The organism is Marinomonas dokdonensis, assembly GCF_052747885.1.
The window spans coordinates 33,277-56,006 of sequence record NZ_JBRAND010000002.1 but is presented as its reverse complement, the minus strand read 5'-3'; the positions used below and the strand labels follow the sequence as shown (position 1 = coordinate 56,006).

At 43.5% G+C, this 22,730-nt stretch carries 19 protein-coding genes and 1 riboswitch; of the genes, 9 read left to right on the top strand and 10 right to left on the bottom strand.

Going from position 1 to position 22,730, the window contains the following annotated elements; genetic code table 11:
* Window positions 1-5: 5 nt before the first annotated feature.
* From ACUM5Y_RS04775 to ACUM5Y_RS04765, 3 genes are read right to left on the bottom strand one after another with little or no spacing between them, the layout of a single operon-like run.
* A complete protein-coding gene (locus tag ACUM5Y_RS04775; RefSeq protein WP_445975722.1) occupies window positions 6-533 on the bottom strand; it encodes a chromate transporter in 528 nt (175 codons plus the stop codon).
* Between the two features lies 1 nt (window position 534).
* Complete coding sequence (locus ACUM5Y_RS04770; protein ID WP_445975721.1) at window positions 535-1,077, bottom strand: chromate transporter; 543 nt, start codon at window positions 1,075-1,077, stop codon at window positions 535-537.
* Window positions 1,078-1,094: 17 nt separating this feature from the next.
* Window positions 1,095-1,757, bottom strand: a complete 663-nt coding sequence (locus ACUM5Y_RS04765; protein ID WP_445975720.1) for a GntR family transcriptional regulator — start codon at window positions 1,755-1,757, stop codon at window positions 1,095-1,097.
* A 209-nt stretch (window positions 1,758-1,966) separates the two neighbouring features.
* On the opposite strand from ACUM5Y_RS04765, the gene ACUM5Y_RS04760 reads away from it, so the two are divergent.
* The 6 genes from ACUM5Y_RS04760 to ACUM5Y_RS04735 are packed head-to-tail and all read left to right on the top strand — an operon-like array spanning window position 1,967 to window position 9,165.
* Window positions 1,967-3,031 carry an ABC transporter ATP-binding protein gene (locus ACUM5Y_RS04760; RefSeq protein WP_445975719.1) on the top strand — a complete coding sequence of 355 codons (1,065 nt, stop codon included), beginning with the start codon at window positions 1,967-1,969 and terminating at the stop codon, window positions 3,029-3,031.
* A complete protein-coding gene (locus ACUM5Y_RS04755; protein ID WP_445975718.1) occupies window positions 3,021-4,106 on the top strand; it encodes an ABC transporter ATP-binding protein in 1,086 nt (361 codons plus the stop codon). Before ACUM5Y_RS04760 ends, ACUM5Y_RS04755 begins: the two co-directional genes overlap by 11 nt.
* A 39-nt stretch (window positions 4,107-4,145) precedes the next feature.
* The gene (locus ACUM5Y_RS04750; protein ID WP_445975717.1) at window positions 4,146-5,645 is read left to right on the top strand and encodes an ABC transporter substrate-binding protein; all 1,500 of its coding nucleotides are present in this window, start codon (window positions 4,146-4,148) and stop codon (window positions 5,643-5,645) included.
* 49 nt (window positions 5,646-5,694) lie between these two features.
* On the top strand, window positions 5,695-6,648 hold the full coding sequence (locus ACUM5Y_RS04745) for an ABC transporter permease (protein ID WP_445975716.1): 954 nt from the start codon (window positions 5,695-5,697) through the stop codon (window positions 6,646-6,648).
* Window positions 6,648-7,526: an ABC transporter permease gene (locus tag ACUM5Y_RS04740; RefSeq protein WP_445975715.1), complete on the top strand. Its 879-nt coding sequence runs from the start codon at window positions 6,648-6,650 to the stop codon at window positions 7,524-7,526. Before ACUM5Y_RS04745 ends, ACUM5Y_RS04740 begins: the two co-directional genes overlap by 1 nt.
* A 13-nt stretch (window positions 7,527-7,539) precedes the next feature.
* Window positions 7,540-9,165: a gamma-glutamyltransferase family protein gene (locus ACUM5Y_RS04735; RefSeq protein WP_445975714.1), complete on the top strand. Its 1,626-nt coding sequence runs from the start codon at window positions 7,540-7,542 to the stop codon at window positions 9,163-9,165.
* Window positions 9,166-9,706: 541 nt separating this feature from the next.
* Here the strand turns inward: ACUM5Y_RS04735 and ACUM5Y_RS04730 are convergent.
* The 5 genes from ACUM5Y_RS04730 to cobJ all read right to left on the bottom strand — a co-directional run bounded on the left by ACUM5Y_RS04730 (window position 9,707) and on the right by cobJ (window position 17,533).
* Window positions 9,707-10,921, bottom strand: a complete 1,215-nt coding sequence (locus ACUM5Y_RS04730) for a sirohydrochlorin chelatase (protein ID WP_445975713.1) — start codon at window positions 10,919-10,921, stop codon at window positions 9,707-9,709.
* Between the two features lie 80 nt (window positions 10,922-11,001).
* Window positions 11,002-14,868 (bottom strand): cobaltochelatase subunit CobN, encoded by a 3,867-nt coding sequence (gene cobN / locus ACUM5Y_RS04725; RefSeq protein ID WP_445975712.1) that lies wholly within the window; start codon window positions 14,866-14,868, stop codon window positions 11,002-11,004.
* A 24-nt stretch (window positions 14,869-14,892) separates the two neighbouring features.
* Window positions 14,893-15,972, bottom strand: a complete 1,080-nt coding sequence (gene cobW, locus ACUM5Y_RS04720) for a cobalamin biosynthesis protein CobW (protein ID WP_445975711.1) — start codon at window positions 15,970-15,972, stop codon at window positions 14,893-14,895.
* Window positions 15,963-16,748: a precorrin-4 C(11)-methyltransferase gene (gene cobM / locus ACUM5Y_RS04715; RefSeq protein ID WP_445975710.1), complete on the bottom strand. Its 786-nt coding sequence runs from the start codon at window positions 16,746-16,748 to the stop codon at window positions 15,963-15,965. Before cobM ends, cobW begins: the two co-directional genes overlap by 10 nt.
* 8 nt (window positions 16,749-16,756) lie before the next feature.
* A complete protein-coding gene (gene cobJ, locus ACUM5Y_RS04710; RefSeq protein WP_445975709.1) occupies window positions 16,757-17,533 on the bottom strand; it encodes a precorrin-3B C(17)-methyltransferase in 777 nt (258 codons plus the stop codon).
* A 233-nt stretch (window positions 17,534-17,766) separates the two neighbouring features.
* Window positions 17,767-17,919, top strand: a riboswitch (FMN riboswitch).
* A 122-nt stretch (window positions 17,920-18,041) separates the two neighbouring features.
* Between cobJ and ACUM5Y_RS04705 the strand changes: the two genes are divergently transcribed.
* Window positions 18,042-18,521 (top strand): 6,7-dimethyl-8-ribityllumazine synthase, encoded by a 480-nt coding sequence (locus tag ACUM5Y_RS04705; protein WP_445975708.1) that lies wholly within the window; start codon window positions 18,042-18,044, stop codon window positions 18,519-18,521.
* A gap of 70 nt (window positions 18,522-18,591) precedes the next feature.
* On the opposite strand, the gene ACUM5Y_RS04700 is transcribed toward ACUM5Y_RS04705, so the two are convergent.
* On the bottom strand, window positions 18,592-19,833 hold the full coding sequence (locus ACUM5Y_RS04700) for a leucine-rich repeat domain-containing protein (RefSeq protein ID WP_445975707.1): 1,242 nt from the start codon (window positions 19,831-19,833) through the stop codon (window positions 18,592-18,594).
* Between the two features lie 268 nt (window positions 19,834-20,101).
* On the opposite strand from ACUM5Y_RS04700, the gene ACUM5Y_RS04695 reads away from it, so the two are divergent.
* Entirely contained in the window at window positions 20,102-21,598 is a 1,497-nt protein-coding gene (locus ACUM5Y_RS04695) for a methyl-accepting chemotaxis protein (protein WP_445975706.1), read from the top strand.
* A 40-nt stretch (window positions 21,599-21,638) separates the two neighbouring features.
* Here the strand turns inward: ACUM5Y_RS04695 and ACUM5Y_RS04690 are convergent, their stop codons facing one another.
* Window positions 21,639-21,794 (bottom strand): YbaM family protein, encoded by a 156-nt coding sequence (locus ACUM5Y_RS04690; RefSeq protein WP_445975705.1) that lies wholly within the window; start codon window positions 21,792-21,794, stop codon window positions 21,639-21,641.
* 172 nt (window positions 21,795-21,966) lie between these two features.
* Here ACUM5Y_RS04690 and ACUM5Y_RS04685 point away from each other — a divergent pair, with 172 nt between their 5' ends.
* Window positions 21,967-22,617, top strand: a complete 651-nt coding sequence (locus ACUM5Y_RS04685) for a class I SAM-dependent methyltransferase (protein ID WP_445975704.1) — start codon at window positions 21,967-21,969, stop codon at window positions 22,615-22,617.
* Window positions 22,618-22,730: the final 113 nt, after the last annotated feature.

The window sequence follows — 22,730 nt, the reverse complement described above, 5'->3', positions numbered from 1 at the left end:
CACAACTATCTGATAAACAAGCCACCATAGATTAATCCTGTGCAGATAACAAAAGTTGGATGAACTTTGAGTTTATCTAAAGCCAATGCTGATGCTAAAAATAATAATATAAAATGCAATGGAAAAATGTTTAGGCTAGTCTTTGTGAGTTTGAAAGTGAGTACCCCCATTAACACTGTGACAACAGGTAATACCCATGTTCCCATCTGCTTTACAAGTGGTGAATCTCTATATTGATACAGTAGGCGCAAAGCAAAAATCATTACAAATAAAGTAGGCGCAACTGTAGCAAAAAGTGCAACAACAGCACCTAAAACACCAGCTACCTCATAGCCAATGTAGCCAGCCATTTTTGTTGCTATAGGGCTTGGTAGAGCATTACTCAAAGCTAGTATTTCAGAAAATTGATTAGTCGTCATCCATCCGTAATGACCAACAACCTGGGATTCAATCAACGGAATAATCGCAGGACCTCCACCATACCCAATAATGTTTGGTATAAAAAATGCTGAAAAAATATCAAAGTAGATCATATTAGCTCTTCTTTTCTTGTCTAAAAAAAGCCGCTACTAAAATAGTGACAATGATAAACGCAGGATGGATGCCGATAAGATAGATTAAGGTAAAGGAAGCGAAGCACATCACCAGTGTAAATATTAATCCTATGGACTTATAGCCTTTTGAAAAAAAGTCCCAGGTAAGTTTTGTTAGCATCCAGGCAACAATAGGAATGATGCCACTGATCATCCCCGTGACCCATGGCTCGTAGCGATATTCATTTAATACAGACAGACCACTTATAAGTAAAATAACAATAGGAACAGTAACAGCGACGATAGCGATCAACATACCACTATAACTCGATACTTTGTAACCAATATAGCCGGCCATCTTTGTTGCTATTGGCCCGGGCAATGTATTACCTATCGCTAATACATTGGTAAATTCATCTTCTTTCATCCATTTGTAGCGTATTACCACCTCATTGTGAATAAATGGGATCATAGTCGGTCCGCCACCGAAACCTAATACTCCTACTCTAAAAAAAGCTAAAAATATATCAATTAATACTCGCATAAGTTCATTCTTTGTTGTTATTTAATTATGGCTTCCGCAGAGTAGCGGATATGTTCTTCCAGTAGTTTTAACGCTTGAGGAATATCTCTTTCTAATGCTAAGTCTTTCAATTTACGATGATATTCTACGCTGACACTTTGGCTAAATTGAAATGTAGTGCTATATCGTCGATAGCGATCAAATTGTGCATTTAGACTTTTGACAAAAAACAGTAACCACGGTGAGTTTGAACCCGCAAGTAACGCTTGATGAAACGCTTCATGAGCGTCATCTAATCGTTCAATATTCTCGGTGTTTACTTCTTTTTTCTCATGTATCAATTTTTCTTGCAGGCTCAACTTATGATAGGCACCCACCATATTGCTTTCCCATTCAGCATCACCATTTTTTAGTGATACATCTAATGCGATACATTCAAGCTTGATCCTTGTCTCTGTAATATCTTCAAAATCTTTTTGAGACATATCAGATACACGAAATCCTTTCTGACCTGAATTGGTCAGTAAACGACTCTCAGCTAACCTTGATAGTGCTTCACGTATAGGGCTGTAGCTTACGTTGTACCTATCTTTTACTTCTTCGAGTTTAATCTTTTCGCCACAGGGGTAAAAACCATGAATGATGTCTCTTTTCAATCCCTGATAAATTGTCTCAGAAGCCGTCTTCCTTTCATTGTTCATAAATAAAAACCTGTATAGATGAAGATTGACAAAGTTATCATAAAAATAAAATTATACAAAAAAAATTTTTTCCTTAACTTTGTTGACTAAACGCAAAATTATATATATAAATTAATTATCTTGTGATATTGAAATAATTTCGATATTTTAAAGATCGGTTAATGACGCATTGATATGTCCATACAAAAGAAATACTCATGGGAGTTTTCATGAATAGAAAGGCGCTATTAGAAGTAAAGAATTTACGCTTGAGTGTAAGTACACATCAAGGTCAAGCAGATATTTTGGATGGCATCAATTTCAGTCTTCGTGAAGGTAAAGTAACTTGCCTAGTAGGAGAGAGTGGCTGTGGAAAAAGTATCACTTCCCTTTCTATTATGGGCTTACAGCGGCCTTTGGTTGCCACTAAAAATAATACTATAAATGCAAGTGGAGAGATCCTTTTCCAAGGGAAAAATTTACTGTTGAGAAGCGATAAGCAAATGGAATCACTGCGCGGAGACCAAGTTGCAATGATTTTTCAGGAGCCGATGACCTCACTTAATCCTGTCTTGACTATTGGCGAGCAGCTTGCTGAGGCTGTTCGAACTCATAATGAGGATCTTTCCAGCGATAAAGTCAGGGAGCGAGTCAATCAAACTCTTGAAAAGGTTAATATTTCAGGAGAGGAACGGTTTGATGAATACCCCTTTCAGCTATCTGGTGGGATGAGACAACGCATTATGATTGCGATGTCATTAATTAATTCACCTAAGTTATTAATTGCAGATGAGCCAACAACGGCTCTAGATGTAACAGTTCAGGCACAAATTTTAAGCCTTATAAAGGATCTCCAAAAAGAACACCAATCATCGATTCTGTTTATTACACATGACCTTGGTGTTGTGGCTGAAATTGCTGATGACGTCATTGTTATGTATGGCGGACAAGTTGTAGAAAGTGGTCCTGTTGAAACTGTATTTAATGACCCACAACACCCTTATTTAATTGGTCTACTAAATTCAATCCCAAATTTCGATGAGAAACAAAAGCGCTTGCAAACTATACCTGGCATGGTTCCGTCAGTAATTTCAATGCCTAAAGGATGTCGATTTCAAACACGCTGCCCTTTTTCTCATGAGAAGTGCAATGATAAACCACCTAGTATTCAACATGAATTAAATCACCAAAGTTATTGTTGGTTAACGCCTTTAGAAGAGAATTTAGACCTATCTCAACTGGATATAGAGTCTGACCAAAATATTTATATGGAAGGTAATACTCATGACGTCTAGTACTTTCATAAAGGAAAAAGTAATTCTATCTGCCAAGCATTTAGTCAAAACCTTTTCTAGTGGAGGGGCAGTTCTCCATGCCACTAACGATGTTAGCTTTGATGTTTATGCTGGTGAAACATTGGCTATAGTCGGAGAATCTGGTTGCGGAAAATCAACATTAGGCCGAATGCTATTACGATTACATGAGCCGACTTCAGGTGACGTTACTTATGAAGGTAATAGTATTCTTAATGTCAATAGTGCTGAAATGAAAGCGTTACGCAAAGAAATGCAAATGATTTTCCAAGATCCTTTTGCTTCTTTGAACCCCCGAATGACAGTGTATAAAACACTGGCTGAATCATTAAAAATTCATCAAAAGCTTAAAGGTGAGAATTTGCGAAATGCCGTATTCGAGCTTTTGGAATTAGTGGGGTTATCTACCACACACGCAAATAGCTACCCACAAGAATTCAGTGGAGGACAACGCCAACGAATTGCCATTGCTAGAGCCTTAGCAAGTAAGCCAAAACTGATTGTGGGTGATGAGCCTGTCTCTGCTTTAGATGTATCGGTACAAGCACAAATCATAAACTTACTTAATGACTTGAAAGAAAAATTTGGACTCACTTTAATCCTCATATCTCATGATTTATCAGTAATTAAACATATGTCTAATAGGGTTGTGGTTATGTATCTGGGAGAAATTGTTGAGATGGGCAAAACTGAGGATGTCTTTACAAATCCGAAACACCCATACACACAAGCCTTATTATCCTCTATTCCACATCCAGTCCCTACAAACAAAGCACTTAGCCTACTATCTGGGGAGTTACCCAACCCCAAAAAGCTCCCTGAAGGTTGCTACTTTAGAACACGTTGCAAACATGCAGGTATTCGTTGTGAGCAAGAAAGGCCTACCTTAGTTCAGTCCCTAAATGACGAACAAATAAACGATAATGAGCCACACCAAGTCGCCTGTTTCATGCATAAAAATATACCAGCCTTTGTGCCTCTTAAGTTTAAAGAGAACAAGTCAAAAGGCTACCAAGTTCGTCGAAAACTATATCAAATGCATTCAAAAAATGAATGAAATCATAGCAATAATTCAATCACTTAAAGGAACCTAATAATGAAACTTAAAACTGCCTCGCTGCTACTTATGCTAACAATAACCCCCTTATCTTATGCGAAAGATTTTTCGATAGGATTGAATTCTGACCCAGATGCCTTAGACCCTGATTTAGGTCGCACAATGGCTGGGCGCGAAGTCTTCACGTCTTTATTTGATAAGTTAATTGAAATAGACCAGGAGCTAAATCTCGTTCCAATGCTCGCGACTAGTTGGAAATGGGTAGATGAAAACAAGGGATTAATTCTTACTTTACGAGAGGGTGTTTCTTTTCATGATGGTACTCCATTTAATGCTGAAGCTGTGAAATTTAATATTAATCGCTCTATGACTCTTGAAGGCTCTCGACGTAAAACGGAATTAGCCATGGTTGATCATGTTGAGATTTTAGATAACTACACAGTTAAAATCCACCTTAAACAAGCTTTTGTACCTTTATTAGCAACACTTACAGATCGATCAGGGATGATGGTTTCACCTGTTGCAGCTAAAAAGTTAGGCAAAAACTTTGGGCAAAATCCAGTCGGAACAGGACCGTATAAATTCGAAAGTCGAGTTCCTCAAGATCGAATTGTGTTAGATAGATTTAGTGGCTATTGGGAAGCTGAGCATTATCACTTTGATAAAGTTACCTACCTACCATTACCTGATGCCACCATTCGGTTAGCAAACTTGCGCTCTGGGCAGATTGATATTGCAGAGCGAGTTCTTCCTACAGATATAGAAAGCATTAAAACAGATAGCAATCTACATGTATTAGAAACAGCAGGACTTGGTTATAACGGTATTACTTTTAACTTAGGATTTGGAGCCTATGAAAATAAAGATATGGCTATTAAAAACCCTTTGGTTCGAAAAGCTTTTGAATACGCCATTGATCGAAATGTATTAAATCAAGTGGTTTTTGCAGGGCAATATGTACCAGATAATCAATGGGTAACTCCTGGAAGTACTTTTTATGCAAACCACTTAACCATGCCGGCACGCAACATTGAAACAGCAAAAGAAATATTGGCAACCGCTGGGTATAAAAATGGTGTGAGTATTGAGCTAACTATTGCTAATACAACAGAGGCTACTCAAATAGGACAAGTTGTCCAAGCGATGGCCAGTGAAGCTGGAATTCGTATTGAACTCAATACAATGGATAACGCAACAGCTTTAGATGCAAAATCAAGAGGCGAATATGAAGCTACTATCGTAGGTTGGAGCGGTCGAGTTGACCCTGATAGCAATATTTATTCTTTTTATGGAGATGGTGGGCCATTAAATGAAAATGGCTTTGACGATGAGAGTATTCAGAACCTTCTTGTTGAAGCAAGAAGTGAACCCGACATTTCTAAGCGTCAAGCTCTTTACTCCAATGCAATGGAGCAGGTTTTAGAAATGAGACCTCAGTTGTATTTGTACCACCCAAAATGGCAATGGGGTGTTTCGAATAAAATTGAAGGTTTTAAACCTTATGCTGATGGCATGCCTCGATTGCGTGATGTGAAATAAATAACGATATGAGAGGGGAAACCCTCTCATCATTCTGAAAGGATAGGTAATGTTCAAATTTATTATTCGTCGAATATGTGTAGCGATTCCAACGTTATTATTGATTTCTTTTTTTATTTTTGGATTACAAAAATTAATGCCTGGTGACCCTGCATTAATGTTGGCGGGAGAAGATCGTAGCCCTGAGGCGATGGACTATATACGTGAAACTTACCATTTGAATGAACCTTTTATAGTGCAATACCTTTATTGGTTAAGTGATGTTCTACAGGGCGACTTAGGTACATCTATTCGAAGTGATCAGTCTGTAATGGAACTATTATTACTGAAACTTCCCGTTACTATCGAACTTAGTGTTTTATCGATGCTTTTCGCTATTTTAATTGGTATACCGATGAGTGTGATCGCAGCGGTTAAGAAAAACTCAAAATGGGATTTATCATCAAGTATCTTTGCTCTAGTTGGTCAGTCTATTCCGAATTTCTGGCTAGGTTTTATGATGATATTACTATTTTCTGTTTACTGGGGGGTATTACCCGCATCAGGATATGTCAGCCCTTTTGAAAGTATATCTCAAAATATTCAAACAATGATTATGCCAGCTTTTGTATTAGGTACTGGGTTAGCTGCCACCATATTTCGTCACTCTAGAGGTGCAATGTTAGAAATATTGAGTGCTGACTTTATTCGAACTGCAAGAGCAAAAGGTGTGAAAAGAAAGGTCATTTACTTAAAACATGCGTTACGTAATGCCTTAATCCCTGTGGTTACTATGGTGACCATTCAGTTCGGTGAATTACTAGGCGGTGCTGTATTAACTGAGCAGGTTTTTACTATTCCAGGCCTAGGTAAATTAATAGTCGACTCTGTTTACAATCGTGATTTCCCTGTCGTGCAAGGGATAGTTATGTTCTCAGCCTTGATGTTCATCATTAGTAATATCTTAGCTGATATTGCTTATTACCTCCTAGATCCGAAACTACGCAATAAAGAGGTGAACTAATGTCTACTTCCATTTACACAAAACAATTTCGTTGGACGTTTTTTTCCAGATGGCTAGATAATCGAGCTTGGAAGAAGTTCAGTAAGAATCCAGTTGGCTGGTTTGGATTAAGTATTATAATTATTTTTGTATTGTTAGCAGTTTTCGCACCGTTACTAGTAAATTATGATCCAACTAAAACAAATTGGTTAGCCGTCCGACAAGCTCCTTCTTTAGAGTATTGGTTTGGAACCGATGAGATAGGTCGCGATATATACAGCCGTTTATTATATGGTGCACGGGCTTCCTTAATGGCAGGTTTTTTCTCCGTAGTTATCGCCTTTATAATTGGAGTGCCTTTAGGCATGATAGCTGGCTATTTTGGCGGAAAACTAGATAGTATCATTTCACGCTGTTCCGAAGCTTTAATGGCCATTCCATCACTTATCTTAGCCATTTCACTGGCTGCAGTTCTTGGCGCTAATCTAACCAATGCCATGATTGCGATCGGTATTGCAAATGTGCCCTTATTTGTTCGCCTAACTCGAGGCCAAGTTTTATCCGTAAAATACATGGAATATGTTGAAGCAGCTTATTCCATTGGCGTATCACATATGGGAATACTGTTTAAATATATCCTGCCTAATATCCTAGCTCCTCTTTTTATCCAAGTGACCTTATCTTTAGCGAGTGCCATCATCGCTGAATCAAGCTTGTCATTTTTAGGACTAGGTCAACAAGCACCTGACCCTAGCTGGGGAAGTATGCTAAATGCAGCTAAAGGATTTTTAACCCAATCTCCGTGGATGGCCATCTTGCCTGGTCTGTCCATTTTTACAATCGTATTAGCATTTAACTTATTTGGTGATGCCCTTCGCGATGCGTTTGATCCAAAATAGAAAAGGATAATTTATGAATATTCACTCAACATCATACCCATTTACTTCGCAGAGAAATGCGGTTTACAGCACTAACGGTATGGTTGCCACATCTCAACCTTTAGCTGCGCAAGCTGGTTTAAATATACTCCAAAAAGGGGGTAACGCCATTGATGCCGCTATAGCTGTGGCTGCGGCCTTAACTGTAGTAGAGCCAACGTCTAACGGTATAGGGGGTGACGCCTTTGCATTAGTTTGGATGAAAGATAAATTGCACGGATTAAATGCAAATGGAATGTCTCCAGCCTCTATTTCCATTGATGCATTAAAAGCTCAAGGTTTATCTGAAATGCCAACTTATGGATGGACACCTGTTACCGTTCCCGGCGTACCATCAGCTTGGTCAGCATTAAATAAGCGCTGGGGAAATTTATCATTATTAGAATGTCTAACACCTGCTATAAATTATGCCACTGAAGGCTTTCCAATCAGCCCTACACTAGCAAAGTTTTGGAAAGTCGCATTTGATAAATTTTCAGCTTTAAGAAAAAAAGATAATGGAGAAATTTATCAAGAATGGTTAGACGTTTTTGCTCCAAATGGTAAATCACCTACCTTAGGAGATATATGGAAATCTCCTGCTCATGCGAAAACACTGCGCCTTATTGGTGAAACTAATGGCGACGCTTTTTATAAAGGTGAATTAGCCAATAAAATTTATGAAGCTGCTAAAGATAACAATGCTTTCCTATCAATCACAGACTTAATTGAGCATGAGGTAGAATGGGTTGACCCTATTAGCGTCAATTATAATGGTTATGATATTTGGGAAATGCCACCTAGTGGTCAAGGTACTGTTGCTTTAATGGCTTTAAATATAATGAAGCAATTCAATTATAAAAAAGTTAACGATGCAGAGAACATACATAAGCAAATTGAAGCAATGAAGCTCGCTTTTGCTGATGGTTTACACAACATCACAGATATAAATGAAATGACTGTCAGCGTTGATGAGTTATTGGATGAAGGCTACGCAAAGAAAAGAGCGCAATGCATTACAGAAGAAGCTCAAGAGCATTGCCCAGGTGACCCTAAATCAAGCGGCACGGTCTACTTAGCAACAGCAGATAATGATGGCAACATGGTCTCATTTATTCAAAGTAACTATATGGGCTTTGGTTCCGGTGTTGTGGTGCCCGGCACTGGAATAGCCTTGCAAAATAGAGGACAAACCTTTTCTCTTAATCCAAAAGATATTAACTGTTTGAAAGGAAAGAAAAAAACATACCACACTATTATTCCTGGCTTCATTACTAAAAATAATCAAGCTATCGGGCCATTTGGTGTTATGGGCGGCTTTATGCAACCACAGGGACATATGCAGGTAATAATGAGCTTAATTGACTTTGGTTTAAACCCTCAATCTGCTTTAGACGCACCGCGTTGGCAGTGGGTTAAAGGGAATGATATTTCCGTAGAGCAATCCATGCCATCTCACATAATTCAATCTCTTATTGAACGAGGGCACAATATCTCAATTGCTCGTGATGGTGGGACATTTGGTCGGGGCCAAATTATTATCAAAGATACGATTGAGAAACAAAACCTGTTCGTTGGAGGTACCGAACATAGAACAGATGGAGCTGTTGTTGGGTACTAGCTATACTATCGATAGAGGCTGTGAACTTCTCAGCCTCTATTTATTTTTCTTTAATAGTCACCAAGTTTAAAAGAATGAATCTCGTGTGAATTGCTAGTTTCTCCATCGCTATTCATGTTCAACAAGTCTAACTGCTGAAAAAGGTACTTTTGACATCGTCGTTTGTGGCGATCAACCACTTAACTGGCAACTCATATAAAAATCAGCTCTATCACAGCAGCCAGCTGCCTCATGTACGCCTTTTCAGGTGATCCGCCACCATGCACTGATTAGTACACATCAACAAAACTTCCCGTAACAAAAGAAGCCCGCTTTTAAAGGCTTACAGACGTGCCTGTCTTAGTTAGGAAGAAAGTAATTAGTACTAGATAAAAGAAAAGCTGTCACGAGTATTCCCGCTGACGCGTCGAGGCACGAGACAGGCGCAAGGGAATGACGTGATAGCTTTGAAGTAAAGCCGGAAGTTAACAAGAAGGTTAAAACCTTAGAAGTTGAGCGAATCAAGGGTTAGCCAACGCAACTGTTGGCTAACCCCCTCTGACTATTTGCGGTGAGCAAAAGCGGTTTGGGTGCAATCCGCGTCGATTTTGTCTTTTTCTTCCGCTAGGATCTCATCGGTAAATTGGCCCATGAAGCAGCAACAAACACCTTCGCCTATCATGGTTCTTGGCCCCATAGGGTGACCTATGTGTTTGTAAACTCCATGGGAGTGACCGTGACTGTGTCCATGTGAATGATCATGGCTATGGGCATGTCCGTGGTCATGCGAATGATCATGGCTATGACTGTGATCGTGGCTGTGTCCATGATGATGCGAGTGATCATGCCCATGGCTGTGATCAGCATGTGACAAGCCTTGGGTATCATCTTGAGGATCAACAAACTCAGCGTGGTGGTGATGCACATCCACCTCCCCTGCCGCCAAACGACGTTTAAATGAGTTCATCAGGGTTTCCTCACTGATCGATTCGTACTCTCCTTCCATAATCTCTTCTACACGGTTCTGAAAGGCATCGATCACTTTCGGATGGTCATTCAAATAAGGTGTTTGTATAAACTCAATTCCTGGATTTTCCCCAGCTACTTTATCCACATAACCCTGAATACGCTTAATCAGGCGGCCAGTGAACAAGAAGTAAGGCGCTACCACAATGCGCTTGTAGCCTAGCTTCATCAGCTTCTCAAGTCCGACACCAACCGATGGATAAGTCACCCCAGAATACACTGTATCAGCCCAACCAAAGCCCATGTTTTCGTTAACAATACGGGTCAGTTTCGCTGCTTCTGCGTTCGCTGAAGTATCAGACGTACCACGGCCAACCACCACCAGCAGGGTGTCGTATAAATTTTCCGGTGGGTTTTCTGGATCCAGCCCCATAGACTCGTAAATACGCGCTTGGAAGGCGTCAATCATATCGTCTTGCAAACCAAGCTCTCGACCGTAAGTGACCTTCAAGCCCGGGTGTTTTTCTTCATAGGTGGTCAATACGGAAGGGATATCATTTTTAGCATGAGTCGCTGCAAACAACATGCCTGGCACGGCGTAGATTTCCTCAACGCCTTTTTCTACTAATCGGTTCAAACCCATATGAATGTTTGGGGCTGAAAATTCTAAAAAACCGTATTCGACGGGCAACTCTGGATAACGAGCCCTCAAGCCTTCGGCCACTAGGCCGAATTCGCGTTCTGCGTCTTTATCGCGGCTACCATGGCCGCAAATCATAATGCCTTTTTTGCTTTGAGTTGTGTTACTCATTATCTCTCTCTGTTTGATTCATTGCTGTGGCGCTATTGTAGCGCCCAATTAACTAATATTCAGTGGTCTTCTGCCCAAGATCACTGGCTTTGCTCCTGTTGCTGATCGAGATCAAGCAATAGGGACTGGATTCTCTCTTGATAGCCTTCGCTGTCTTGCCACATGTCGCGCTGTATTGCTTCAAGCAAACGCTCCCCCATCTCTTCTAGAGCGTGGGGGTTATTCTCTCGCATAAAGGCCTGATTAGTAGGGTCTAGCAGCAAGCGATCGGTCACTTGCTGATATTGATAGTCCGCCACTAAATCCGTGGTGGCATCGTAGGCGAACAAGTAATCTACCGTGGCGGTCATCTCAAAGGCCCCTTTATAACCATGGCTTTGCATGGCGCTGATCCATTTAGGGTTCAGCACGCGGGAGCGCACCACACGATTCAGCTCTTCTTTTAAAGTACGTACCTTTGGCGCGCTAGGATTAGAATGGTCGCTATGATAAACACTCGGAGCTTGACCGGCCAGTTCTGTCACCGCATTGGTCATGCCGCCTTGGAATTGGTAATAATCGTCTGAATCTAAAATATCATGCTCACGATTATCTTGGTTTTGCACCACGGTATCTAAGTTAGACAAACGCTCGACAAAAGCGTCTTGTGCTGCCACACCATCCTGCTTGCCACCATCGTAAGCATAGCTGCCCCAGTTTACATAGGCTTCCGCCAAGTCAGCTTTTATGTCCCAACAGCGCTCATCAATTAAGCCTTGTAAACCCGCTCCATAAGCGCCGGGTTTTGAGCCAAATACTCGATAAGATGCTTGTCGAGTGGCGGTTTGTGCAGAAACACCTTGCTCTATTAGCGCCTGTTGGCGGGCTAGCACATTGGCACGAATGACATTGCCCGTGCCCGGCTCTTCATAATCTGCGATCGCTTGCACTGCCGCATCATACAAACGCATCACATTGGCAAAGGCATCACGAAAAAAACCTGATACCCGCAAGGTAACATCCACTCTCGGGCGTCCCAACTGCATGCAGGAAATCACCTCAAAGTCGGTTACCCGATTAGAGCCCGGCGCCCAAATAGGCCGCACGCCCATCAAGGCAAAGGCTTGAGCAATATCATCCCCGCCTGTGCGCATGGTGGCGGTCCCCCATACGGATAAGCCCAGATCACGAGGGTAGTCCCCTTCTTCTTGCAGGTGTCTTTCAATCAAGGCTTCAGCGGATTTTTGCCCAATTGCCCACGCCGCAGGAGAAGGAATCGCGCGATTATCCACCGAGAAAAAGTTTCGACCAGTGGGCAAGGTGTCTAAACGACCACGGGTCGGTGCTCCGCTTGGTCCCGGCGGAATAAAGCCACCATTGAGGCCTGCAATTAAGGCTTGAATTTCATCTGTGGCACTTTGCTCCAAAGCGCTCATCAAGTGTTGTTTAGCGTGTACTAATACCGCCGCCGTTTGCGGCAGCACATTGGCCAACTCTTGAATGTCTTCCGCCGCCAACAGAAAAGTCTTAATGAGACCCGCGGCCAGTAGTTCTAAACGCTCCTTGGTATCCGCTTGAGTACGCCAGCTCGCTGCTGACACATTCACCAACATGACAGGGCGTGGCCCTTGCCAAGGGGCAGCAACACTTACGAGCGGGTCAAAGTCATTGTCGGTCATTAAACCAAGGTCCGCCGCCAAAGCATGCAATAACCCTTGGCTGCTAGCGTCACTGCCTCTCGGCAAGCGCAACAGAGCCACCAAGGTATCAGCCAATTTACCGTTTTCTGGTAATTGCCCTAAACGGTGTAAACCATGACGTATTTGCGCTTCTTTGATTTCACATAAGTAGGTATCTAGACCCTCTAGCACCGAGTCTTCATCGTCTTCTTGGACACCCACTAATTCTTCTAATAAATGGCTAGAAGTGACTTTTTCAAGAATTTGCTCCCGTAACCAAGTTTCGCGACGTACATCCATGCCCATGGCTTGATAATACTCATCCACTAGGTTCTCAAGCTCCGCCATCTCACCATAGGTTTCGGCACGCGTCATGGGCGGCATTAAATGATCAATAATAGTCGCTTGGGTTCGACGTTTGGCTTGCGCCCCTTCTCCAGGATCATTAACAATAAAGGGGTAAAAATTCGGCATTGGACCCAAAATAACATCCGGCCAACACACATTTGATAACGCCGTCCCCTTACCCGGTAGCCATTCCAAGTTGCCATGTTTGCCCACATGAACAAAGGCATCCACCTGATAAACGTGACGCAGCCAGAAATAAAATGCCAGATAACTATGGGGCGGCACCAAGTCCGGATCATGGTAATTGGCCGCTAAGTCTAGATTAAAGCCTCGAGCTGGTTGCACCCCGACAAAGGTTTCCCCTAAACGAATCCCCGCCAACATAATGCGTCTTTCAAGCTGACCATTCACCTGTTGAGTACGGCACTTATGATCGTCTTCTGGTGGCCCCCAACGTTGCCACACCGCCTGTTGTGCAGCTAAAGGCAATTGGTAAAAATAATGTAGGTAGTCATCTAAGGCCAAACTTTGCCAACAGTCTCTTTCATGCAAGCTGTTAGGGTTGTTAGTAACCGCCCCCAACAAACTCTCGATCAACCCGTTACCATCCTCTGGAATATCATTAATAGGATAGCCCGCAGCTTCGAGTGCTTTAAGAAGATTCACGGTTGAGGCAGGAGTATCTAGGCCTACGCCATTACCGATACGACCATCTTTAGTGGGGTAATTTGCCAGCACAAAAGCAATGCGTTTTTTAGCGTTCGGCTTACTGGCAAGTTGCGCGTATTTTTTGGCTAATTGCGCGGTAAATGTCGCTCGCTCGGGCTGCAATTGATAACGAATCAGATCAATCTGCGCTGCGACATGATAATAACTCAACGCCTTAAAACTAATGGCGCGGGTAATAATGCGTCCATCCATTTCGGGCAACACGATTTGCATGGCCACATCACGGCTGCGCAAGCCTTGTGATTGGGCTTGCCAGTCCTCTTCAGTACTGGCGGAAAGAATCAACTGTAAAACCGGAACATCTACCGCAAAGGCAGACTGAAAGTGGGTCGGTTGTGCGGCAAGGTCAGGGCTGCCAACTCGGTTGGCCGCAAAGCCAGTGGTGTTTAAAATGACACGAGCAGTGTATTGTTGAGCCAGCGTTTCAATCAGCGCCACTGACAAGTCATCTTTTAGCGAACTGACCGCCACCGCCAAGGGCGCAAACCCTTCAGCTACTAAGGTTTCCAGCAAGTCATCAAACATGGCGGTATTGCCGCTTTGCATATGCGAGCGATAAAACACCACTAAACAGACTGGAGCTTGGGCGGCTAACGCCTCTTGATAATGGGCTTGCCATTGGCTTTGACTGATCGCCTGCCCTTGCTGATAAATCAAGGCACTGGGCAGTACGCTTGGCTCTTGCCAGTCATGCTGCTGGGCGAAACCTAAGCTGGCCAAAAAGTAGAAAAACTGCTTACTGTTGGCTTCGCCACTTTCCCGTAAATAACGCCACACTCTGTGGGCATCTTCCATGGCACAAGTAGAAGCCGCCAATAATTCTGGAGCTGGGGCATCATCTCCCGGCACCACGATCAATTGACGACCGGGCTTGGCCTGCACCCAAGCTTGTAAACGTGCGAAGCCATAAGACCAGTAGTGCTCACCGCCCAATAAAGACAACACCACCAGCTGGCTTCGCTCTAATACCTTGTCTTCATAAAGATCATAAGCGGCAGGTTTAAGCAGCTGCATCCAGTTGGCTAAGCGTACACTCGGCAGAGCTTCAGCCGCGTGCTGACACTCTTGCGTCGCCAAGTCTAAGCCATGGGCTAGGGCCCCCAACACAGTATCGGCAGCGGCTAAAACAACAATATCTGCAGGCGCTTGCCCGAGATCGACAATGCCTTCATCGTCTACAAAACCACCTGGTTTAGCCGCCAGTAAATGCACACCAACTCTCCACTAACTTGCCTATTAGGCGCTTAACGCATCGTTCAAGGCATCTTCAATCATGGCTTGATTAATGCCCTTGCCAATAAACACTAGCTGAGTTTGACGGATCTCATCCGCCTGCCACAAGCGGTCAAAGTAACGATCAAGACGCTTACCGACCACTTGGAACACTTGGCGCATAGGCTTTCCATTAACCGCCGCAAAACCTTTTACACGGTATATATTATGCTCCTCCACCAGCTGAGTTAGGGCCTGTTGCAGTAATTCCGATTGCACTTCGCCAAGTTTCACCACGAAAGAATCAAAATGGTCATGGGCATGATCATGATGTTCCCCATGGGCATGGTGGTGGTCGTGATGATTATGCACCTGGCTAATGCGCTCTTCGGTGGCCGCATCAATGCCTAGCAACATGTCTAGAGCCGCTTCACCATTCTCTATGTAGACGGTTTTTACGGTATTTGGCACTTCATGACTGATGACAGCTTCGACCCTAGCGCGCTCTGCTTCGTTCAATAGGTCATTCTTGCTGACCACAACCAAGTCCGCGGCACTTAATTGATCATCAAGCAGTTCTTGCAAACTTGGGTCATGATCTAGGCTGTCATCGGCCAAACGCTGCTGCTGAACTTGTTCTTCATTATGAGCAAAGCGCCCTGCTGCCACGGCTGGGCCGTCCACCACGGTAATCACAGCGTCAACCGTACAATGCTCTTTAATACCCGGCCAGTTGAATGCTTGCACCAAAGGTTTTGGCAAGGCCAAGCCACTGGTTTCAATCAGAATGTGGTCGATGTCATCACGGCGCGCCACCAGTTGCTCCATGACAGGTAGGAATTCTTCTTCCACCGTGCAGCAAATACAACCATTGGCAAGTTCGTAAAAGCCTTCCTCGCTACGGGTGGCTTCTTCTTGTCCGTCTTCACAATCTAATGGGCAAGCACGCAAAAGGTCTGAATCGATATCAAGTTCACCAAACTCATTAACAATCACCGCGATGCGTTTACCCGCCGCTTGCTTAAGTACATTGGATAACAGGGTGGTTTTACCACTGCCTAAAAATCCCGTCACTATGGTGGTTGGTATCTTATTTAACTGCATGAGGAATCCTTTTTTGTTTTATGTATTTTGCGAAAAATGTGTGCCTGAGATTTATCGTATAAATAGGAATCCGCAAACTCTTCGGTATCCAGCACCTTGCCGACTAGAATCAAGCTGGTACGGGTGAATTTTTTAGCGCGTACTTTGGCAACAATATCCGCCAATGTGCCGGTGACATAATCTTGATCTGGCCAGCTTGTGCGGTAACACACAGCCACAGGACAATCCTCACCATAATGAGGAATCAGCTCCTCAACAATTTTATGGATACGAGTCACCCCAAGGTGAATGGCTAAGGTTGCACCACTTTGTGCTAACGCAGGTAAACGCTCACGTTCAGGAAAAGGGGTTTTGCCTTCATAGCGCGTCATGATCACAGTTTGCGACACACCAGATAGGGTCAGCTCTTTTTTCAACATAGCCGCCGATGCCGCCACCGCACTCACGCCGGGTATCACCTGATAGTCAATATCCAAGGCTTCGAGTCGACGAATTTGTTCGCCAATGGCGCCATATAAAGCAGGATCACCGCACTGTAAGCGCGCAACATCTTTACCCTCTTGGTGGGCCTTGGCGATCACCGCAGTGGTTTCTTCAAGGTTCATTTGCGCCGTATCATGAATGGCTTCCGCCTTGTCACGCACACTGTCGATCACTTGGGTCGGAATTAACGAACCGGCGTACAAAACAACCGGACAGCGTTCCATGGTTTTCACCGCTTTCACTGTCATCAAGTCGGGGTCACCAGGACCTGCGCCTATAAAATAAACTGTCATGCTTTCCCCTAGAGTTTCTTCGAATAGCCCCGTGGCGTATATATCCACTGTTTGTCGCCATTCACTATGTGCTTAGTATCGGAATTCCCCACACTGACCATGGTGAACATATCCACATCTTTAGCGTCTAATTCCCCTAGGGTGATAAAACGCACCTGTTCTTCTGGACGCGTTAGCTGACGACCAATCATTACTGGAGTACTCGCCGGGCGATACTGCAATAAGACATCACGGGCATGGTTTAATTGCCAATCCCGCTTGCGGGACACTGGGTTATAAAACGACACCACAAAATCCCCTGCGCCACAGGCATGTAGACGTTTATCTATGGTTTCCCATGGGGTCAGCAAATCCGACAAGGAAATGGTACAAAAATCATGACCCAATATGGCCCCTACGCGACTCGCTCCCGCTTGCATGGCGGAAATACCCGGAATCACTTCAATATCTACGTCTAACCACTCAGGATGGTTCTCTTTGCCTTGTAATTGTAGATCCAGCAATTCAAACACCAAGGTGGCCATGGCATAAATGCCAATATCACCACTAGAGATCAGTGCGGTGGTTTTGCCTTGTGCCGCCAAATCCAACGCTAAGCGGGCACGGCCTATTTCTTCCCCTAAAGGTAAATCATGAAAGGTCTTACCCTGACTTAAGTCACCCAGTAATTCTAAATAATACCCATAGGCAACCCAATCAGTGCAGGCCGCTAGGGCTTGTGTCGCTTTTGGCGCGACTAAATCTAAATCACCGGGGCCCATACCCATTACAAATAGCTTGCTCATTGTCTCTCTACATTTAAAGTGGGCAGCAGTACTGCAAATGCCGCCATTGTACACCGATTGCAACTTTGACGGCATGAAAAGACTAGGATAATGCTTGAGGAAACTTCAGCCAGTAATGCTTTGATTAAATTGGTAAATAAAATGGAACTCATCGTGCAAAATGCTTTTTATGCAGCTGACACTTTGACACCAAGCGCTCAAACAACGTATATTTGCCCCATCGGAAATTCCGATTTCGTTCTCGGGGCGGGGTGAAATTCCCCACCGGCGGTAAAGAATTTATTTCTAAGCCCGCGAGCGCCTAACAGACTTCTGTTTTGTTAGGGTCAGCAGATCTGGTGTGACTCCAGAGCCGACGGTTATAGTCCGGATGATAGAGAGCGTGTCAGACAAAACCTCAAACAAGGTTGGCTTTTTTGTGCCCCTTGTCTACTAGGTATGCCATTTTGAAATGGTGTATTTGCCTGTCCGTTCGCCCTGATTCACCTTTTATATATAGGATTTACCAATGAATCAGAGCTCAACGAATTTTACACCTGCAACACAACGCATTGCTTTTCTTCACGCCTCTTGGCATGAAGATATTGTGTTGAATTGTTTGGATGGATTTAAGAAAGAGTTAACTGCCCGCGGCTATGATGCAGCCTTAATTGATGTTATCCCTGTGCCGGGTGCTTATGAAATTCCCCTACAAGCTAAACTGCTCGCAAAAAGCGGCCAATACGCAGCTATCGCTGGCAGCGCCTTAGTGGTTGATGGTGGTATTTATCGCCATGACTTCGTTGCCCAAACGGTTTGTAGTGCCCTAATGCAGGTTCAGTTAGAAACTGAAATCCCTGTTCTTACAGCCGTTCTAACACCGCACAACTTCCATGAACATGATGAGCATAAAGACTACTTTAGCCGCCACTTCGTGAAAAAAGGTGTAGAACTTGCCAATGCTTGCGACCAAGCCGTTCGCTTAACCGCCGCCGCTAAAGCACTTTAAAGTACAGTGTGTTTTAAATGCCGCTGTTTATCAGCGGCTTTTTTGTGCCTAGCGAGAAACCAAAACAAGGTTAGGCAATACTGGCTTTCAGAGTTTGATAAGCCTTGCTGTTGAGATCTTCCGCCACACAAAGACTTAACATATCTTCCACAAAATAGTGAAAAGCTCGCAATTCAACGTTTGCAATCCCCTCTTGTATGTCTTCCCTAAGGTGTCCATATTTGGAAGCCGCACCAAAATCACCAAACAGAATATGACCTGTGTCGTTATTGATCAGCACATTGTGTGCATATAAATCCCCATGGCTAATCTTGCGCTCGGCAAAATGTTTAAGCAAAGACGCCATTTGCTCAACGATTTGTTCAATCTGTCCAATACTGAATGCTTGCCCTTGGGTAAAGGTGTCACGAGTACAGCTGACTAAACTCGGCGGTTGGCCAAGGTTAGTATAAACCTCAGGGATCAACTCCATCACTAAAGCAGACTGATCCGCCTCACTAATTTTCGCCAAGGGTTTGACTAGATTGTCATGGCTGCCAGTCGCCAAGCAGGCATCCAACTCATCCTCAGGGTAACCATCACTGGTGACCTCTCCCTTAAATACTTTCACCGCTACTTCATTAGGCAAACTCAAAGCATTATGAACCCATGTTGCTTTGGAAATAACGCCAGATGCGCCCTGCCCCAACACCTCTTGTAGGGTTAAATCTTGGCTCGCAACGGTTTTAAAGTCATCATGAGGGTCACGAGGAGCACAAAATGGATTGCCCGAAAAAGCTAACCAAGCCAGTTTTGGCAATTTGAGCAGTACTTCTGGAAAGGCTTGCAGTTGGTTCGCGGATAAACGAATCAATTCTAGGTTCTGACACTGGCCTAAACTGTCCGGCAACACCGTCAATTGATTACCAGCTAACGCTAATTTTTGCAGGGGCTTTAGGCGACCTATGCTGTCAGGTAATTGAGTCAGCTGATTGTCCGTCAAAATTAACCAACGAGTTTGAACCGGCAAAGCTTTTTCTGACACCTGCTCGATCTGATTGTTTTTAAAGCCAATCATTTCAAGCTTCGAACAACGGCCTAACACTTCAGGCAGCTCAGTAAATTGGTTATTCGAACAAAACACAATGCGAAGCTTGGTTAATCTGTCCAGATCATCCGGTAAATCAGTTAGCGCATTGTTCGATAAATCTAAGATCTCTAGGCTATCAGCAAGCTCGTAAATAGCCGGAGGAAATTGGGTAAGGTTATCAGCAATTTGTAGGCGTTTAATGCCTTTTAATTCACCGCTGTTGAGTTGTTTTAATGTATGCAAAATATCGCTCTTTAATTCTAAATAGCCCCATTATACGGTTTAAAACCCAGGACTCTACTCATGCCTAAAAATTTAACCAACAAAACGTTACACATGAGTAACCTTAATGCTTTGTAAACATTTCGTAAAAGCCTATAAACTTATGACCCACATGGGATAATGCAACGTATGGATTGATTAGCAAAAACGAATGGTGAGTGGACAAGTAAGTTGATTTTCATATTGAACTCATCATTTTAGGCAACCACGCAACATACTGGACAAAGACATGACAGAACCCTCTATCAAAACCCTTAGAAACGATGTGTTTCTATACCGCTTTTTATTGGCTCAAATTCCTATCCTTATTCTTAGCGGCTTCATTGGTGCCAAACTACTAGACTTTACTTTGGTCGCCGCTGCTGTTTTATTCATTTGTACGCAAGCGGCCTACAGCCTATTTAAAGGGCGCACAACCTTTTCTGTGCTGGCTGGCATACTGATGATGCTGGTCTCATCCTCTTTAATTCAAAGCCAACTGGGCATGATTGAAATGCACTTTCATATTTTTGCGTCCATGGTGCTCTTCCTCATTTACCAAAAATGGCAACCCATCATTGCCGCCCTATTAACCACGGCGGTTTACCATATTGGCTTTATGTTTGTGCAGATGGCTGGCGTGCATATTGGCGACATGCCAATCATGATTTTTGCAGGTCCTCATCACATGGGGGTAATGATAGTTCATTGTGCTTTTGCCATCGCTGAGGCTGCCATACTGATTTATATGGCTTTCTTAATGACGAAAGAGTCTTCCGCCAATATAAAAATTGCCAATGCTATTGAGAAAATTTCCAAGAGTAACGATCTGTCGATTCGTATCGATAAGCCTTCCTCAAGTGCTGAAATTTCACTAAATAATTTGCTAGATCAATTAGCAAAACTGTTTTCGGACTATCGAGGAATTGCCACCAGCTTGGTTTCTACCAGTCAACAGATTGATAAAATCAGCCAGAAAGCCCATGCGAGTGTTGATAAAAGCTTAAATAGATCTCAAGACATGACGACCTCTGCCCAAGCGGTCTCTCAATCTATGAAACGGGTGGCGAATAACAGTATTGAGTCTGCGGACACTGTCAAAGTGTTGGAGCAAGATACCGTTAAAGACAGCCAGCAGGCGTTGGCCATCATGCAAGACATGGAATTGCTGTCAAAAGACACCTCAGCAATATCGACCTCACTGCAAAACCTAACAACGGATGTTGATGCCATTACCGCTTTGCTGGATTCTATTCGAGGCATTTCTGAACAAACGAACCTACTAGCCCTTAATGCGGCTATTGAGGCTGCTCGTGCAGGAGAAACGGGTCGTGGTTTTGCCGTAGTGGCGGACGAAGTAAGAACATTAGCGCAACGCTCCAGTGAATCCACAGACGAAATAGAAAAAGTACTGGCGAATCTAAACACCAGTGTAGAGAAAACCGTGCGCTCAATTGAGTCTGGTAAAGAACGTACCGCTATTAGTGTTGAACACACCCTAAAAATCTCTGACGACTTGCTTAAGCGCGCCAAAGATGTAAACCAGGTGGCGAGTGCAAGTAATGACATTGCGCAAGACACCCAAGAGCAAGAACGCATAATTGCTACCATCTACGAAAAAGTAGATAAGAACGCGCAATCCATAGACCAGTTGGCCGAGCTAATGAAAGAGCTTTCAAAAAGCAGCCATAATATTAGCCAGGTGACAAAAGAGTACGAAACCAAAGCGACGTTATTTAAAATTTAAGCAGCTTACTGACTAGCCCTTTATTAAACAAGACAAAGGGCTAGTCATTCTTATCCAGCAATTTCCTTTCATAATCCGCCAAAACTATTCGTAAAGCCTCTACTGCCACGTCATCTGCTACCTGATTTGTCTCTAATAACTCAATCAGATCCACGGCCAATTGTATGTGCTGAGGAGCATTTTCTAAATTCATCATAATTCCATCGTTAAATTGCAGTAATTGCTGTGTAAAAATACTGTTCATCAGACGCAAAATATGATCGTCTGAGTCTTCTCAGTTACCAGTGCGAGCAAGCCGTTACGTTACTGTTATTTGGCTTTGTCCGCCAGCAAGGCAAACTTATAAAACCGCTCTATTGGAGGTTATTGTGATAACAAATGATTTTTGGCTAGACCGTTGGCAAACCGGACGGATCGGCTTTCATCAAGAGGGTGTAAACCCTCGCTTGATAGAATTTTGGCCTCAACTCCCCAAAAACAGCCGAGTTCTAGTGCCCTTATGCGGAAAATCTCATGACCTTATCTGGCTTGCCGAACAAGGTTATCAAGTCACAGGTGTAGAGCTTTCTCCTCTGGCTGTCGTACAGTTTTTAGGGGACAACGACTTGTCCTACGAAACCGAGCAACAAGGGGAACTAAAAATCCATACTATCATGGGTCTACCCTTACGCATTATTGAAGGGGATTATTTCCACTTTCAAGAACAGGGTTTTGATGCCTGCTATGACCGAGCAGCCATGATTGCCATGCCGGAGAGTAAACGCGACCTTTATGTTGACCATACCAAGGCCCGCCTCAAGGCAGATCCTTTTGTGTTGTTGGTCGCACTACAACATGACGGCACACCGGACACCCCTCCTTTTGCCGTCAACGATGACTTTATCGTCAATCGCTGGGGAAACAACATTAAAAAAATAGTGAGCGAAAACTTAGTCGAAACCAATCTTCAATACAAAGAACGTGGTTATGACTTTTTTGAAGAAAGTGTTTGGCATATCACGCCTCCAAGTGCTTCTTGAGTGATACGAGTTTTACTATATACCTGAGTCGTTTTCTGGGATAATGCCGTGTAAATATTTATTGATAAAATCCATTTTTTGTTAGGCCAGTCTATTTTGACTAAAGCCCTTTC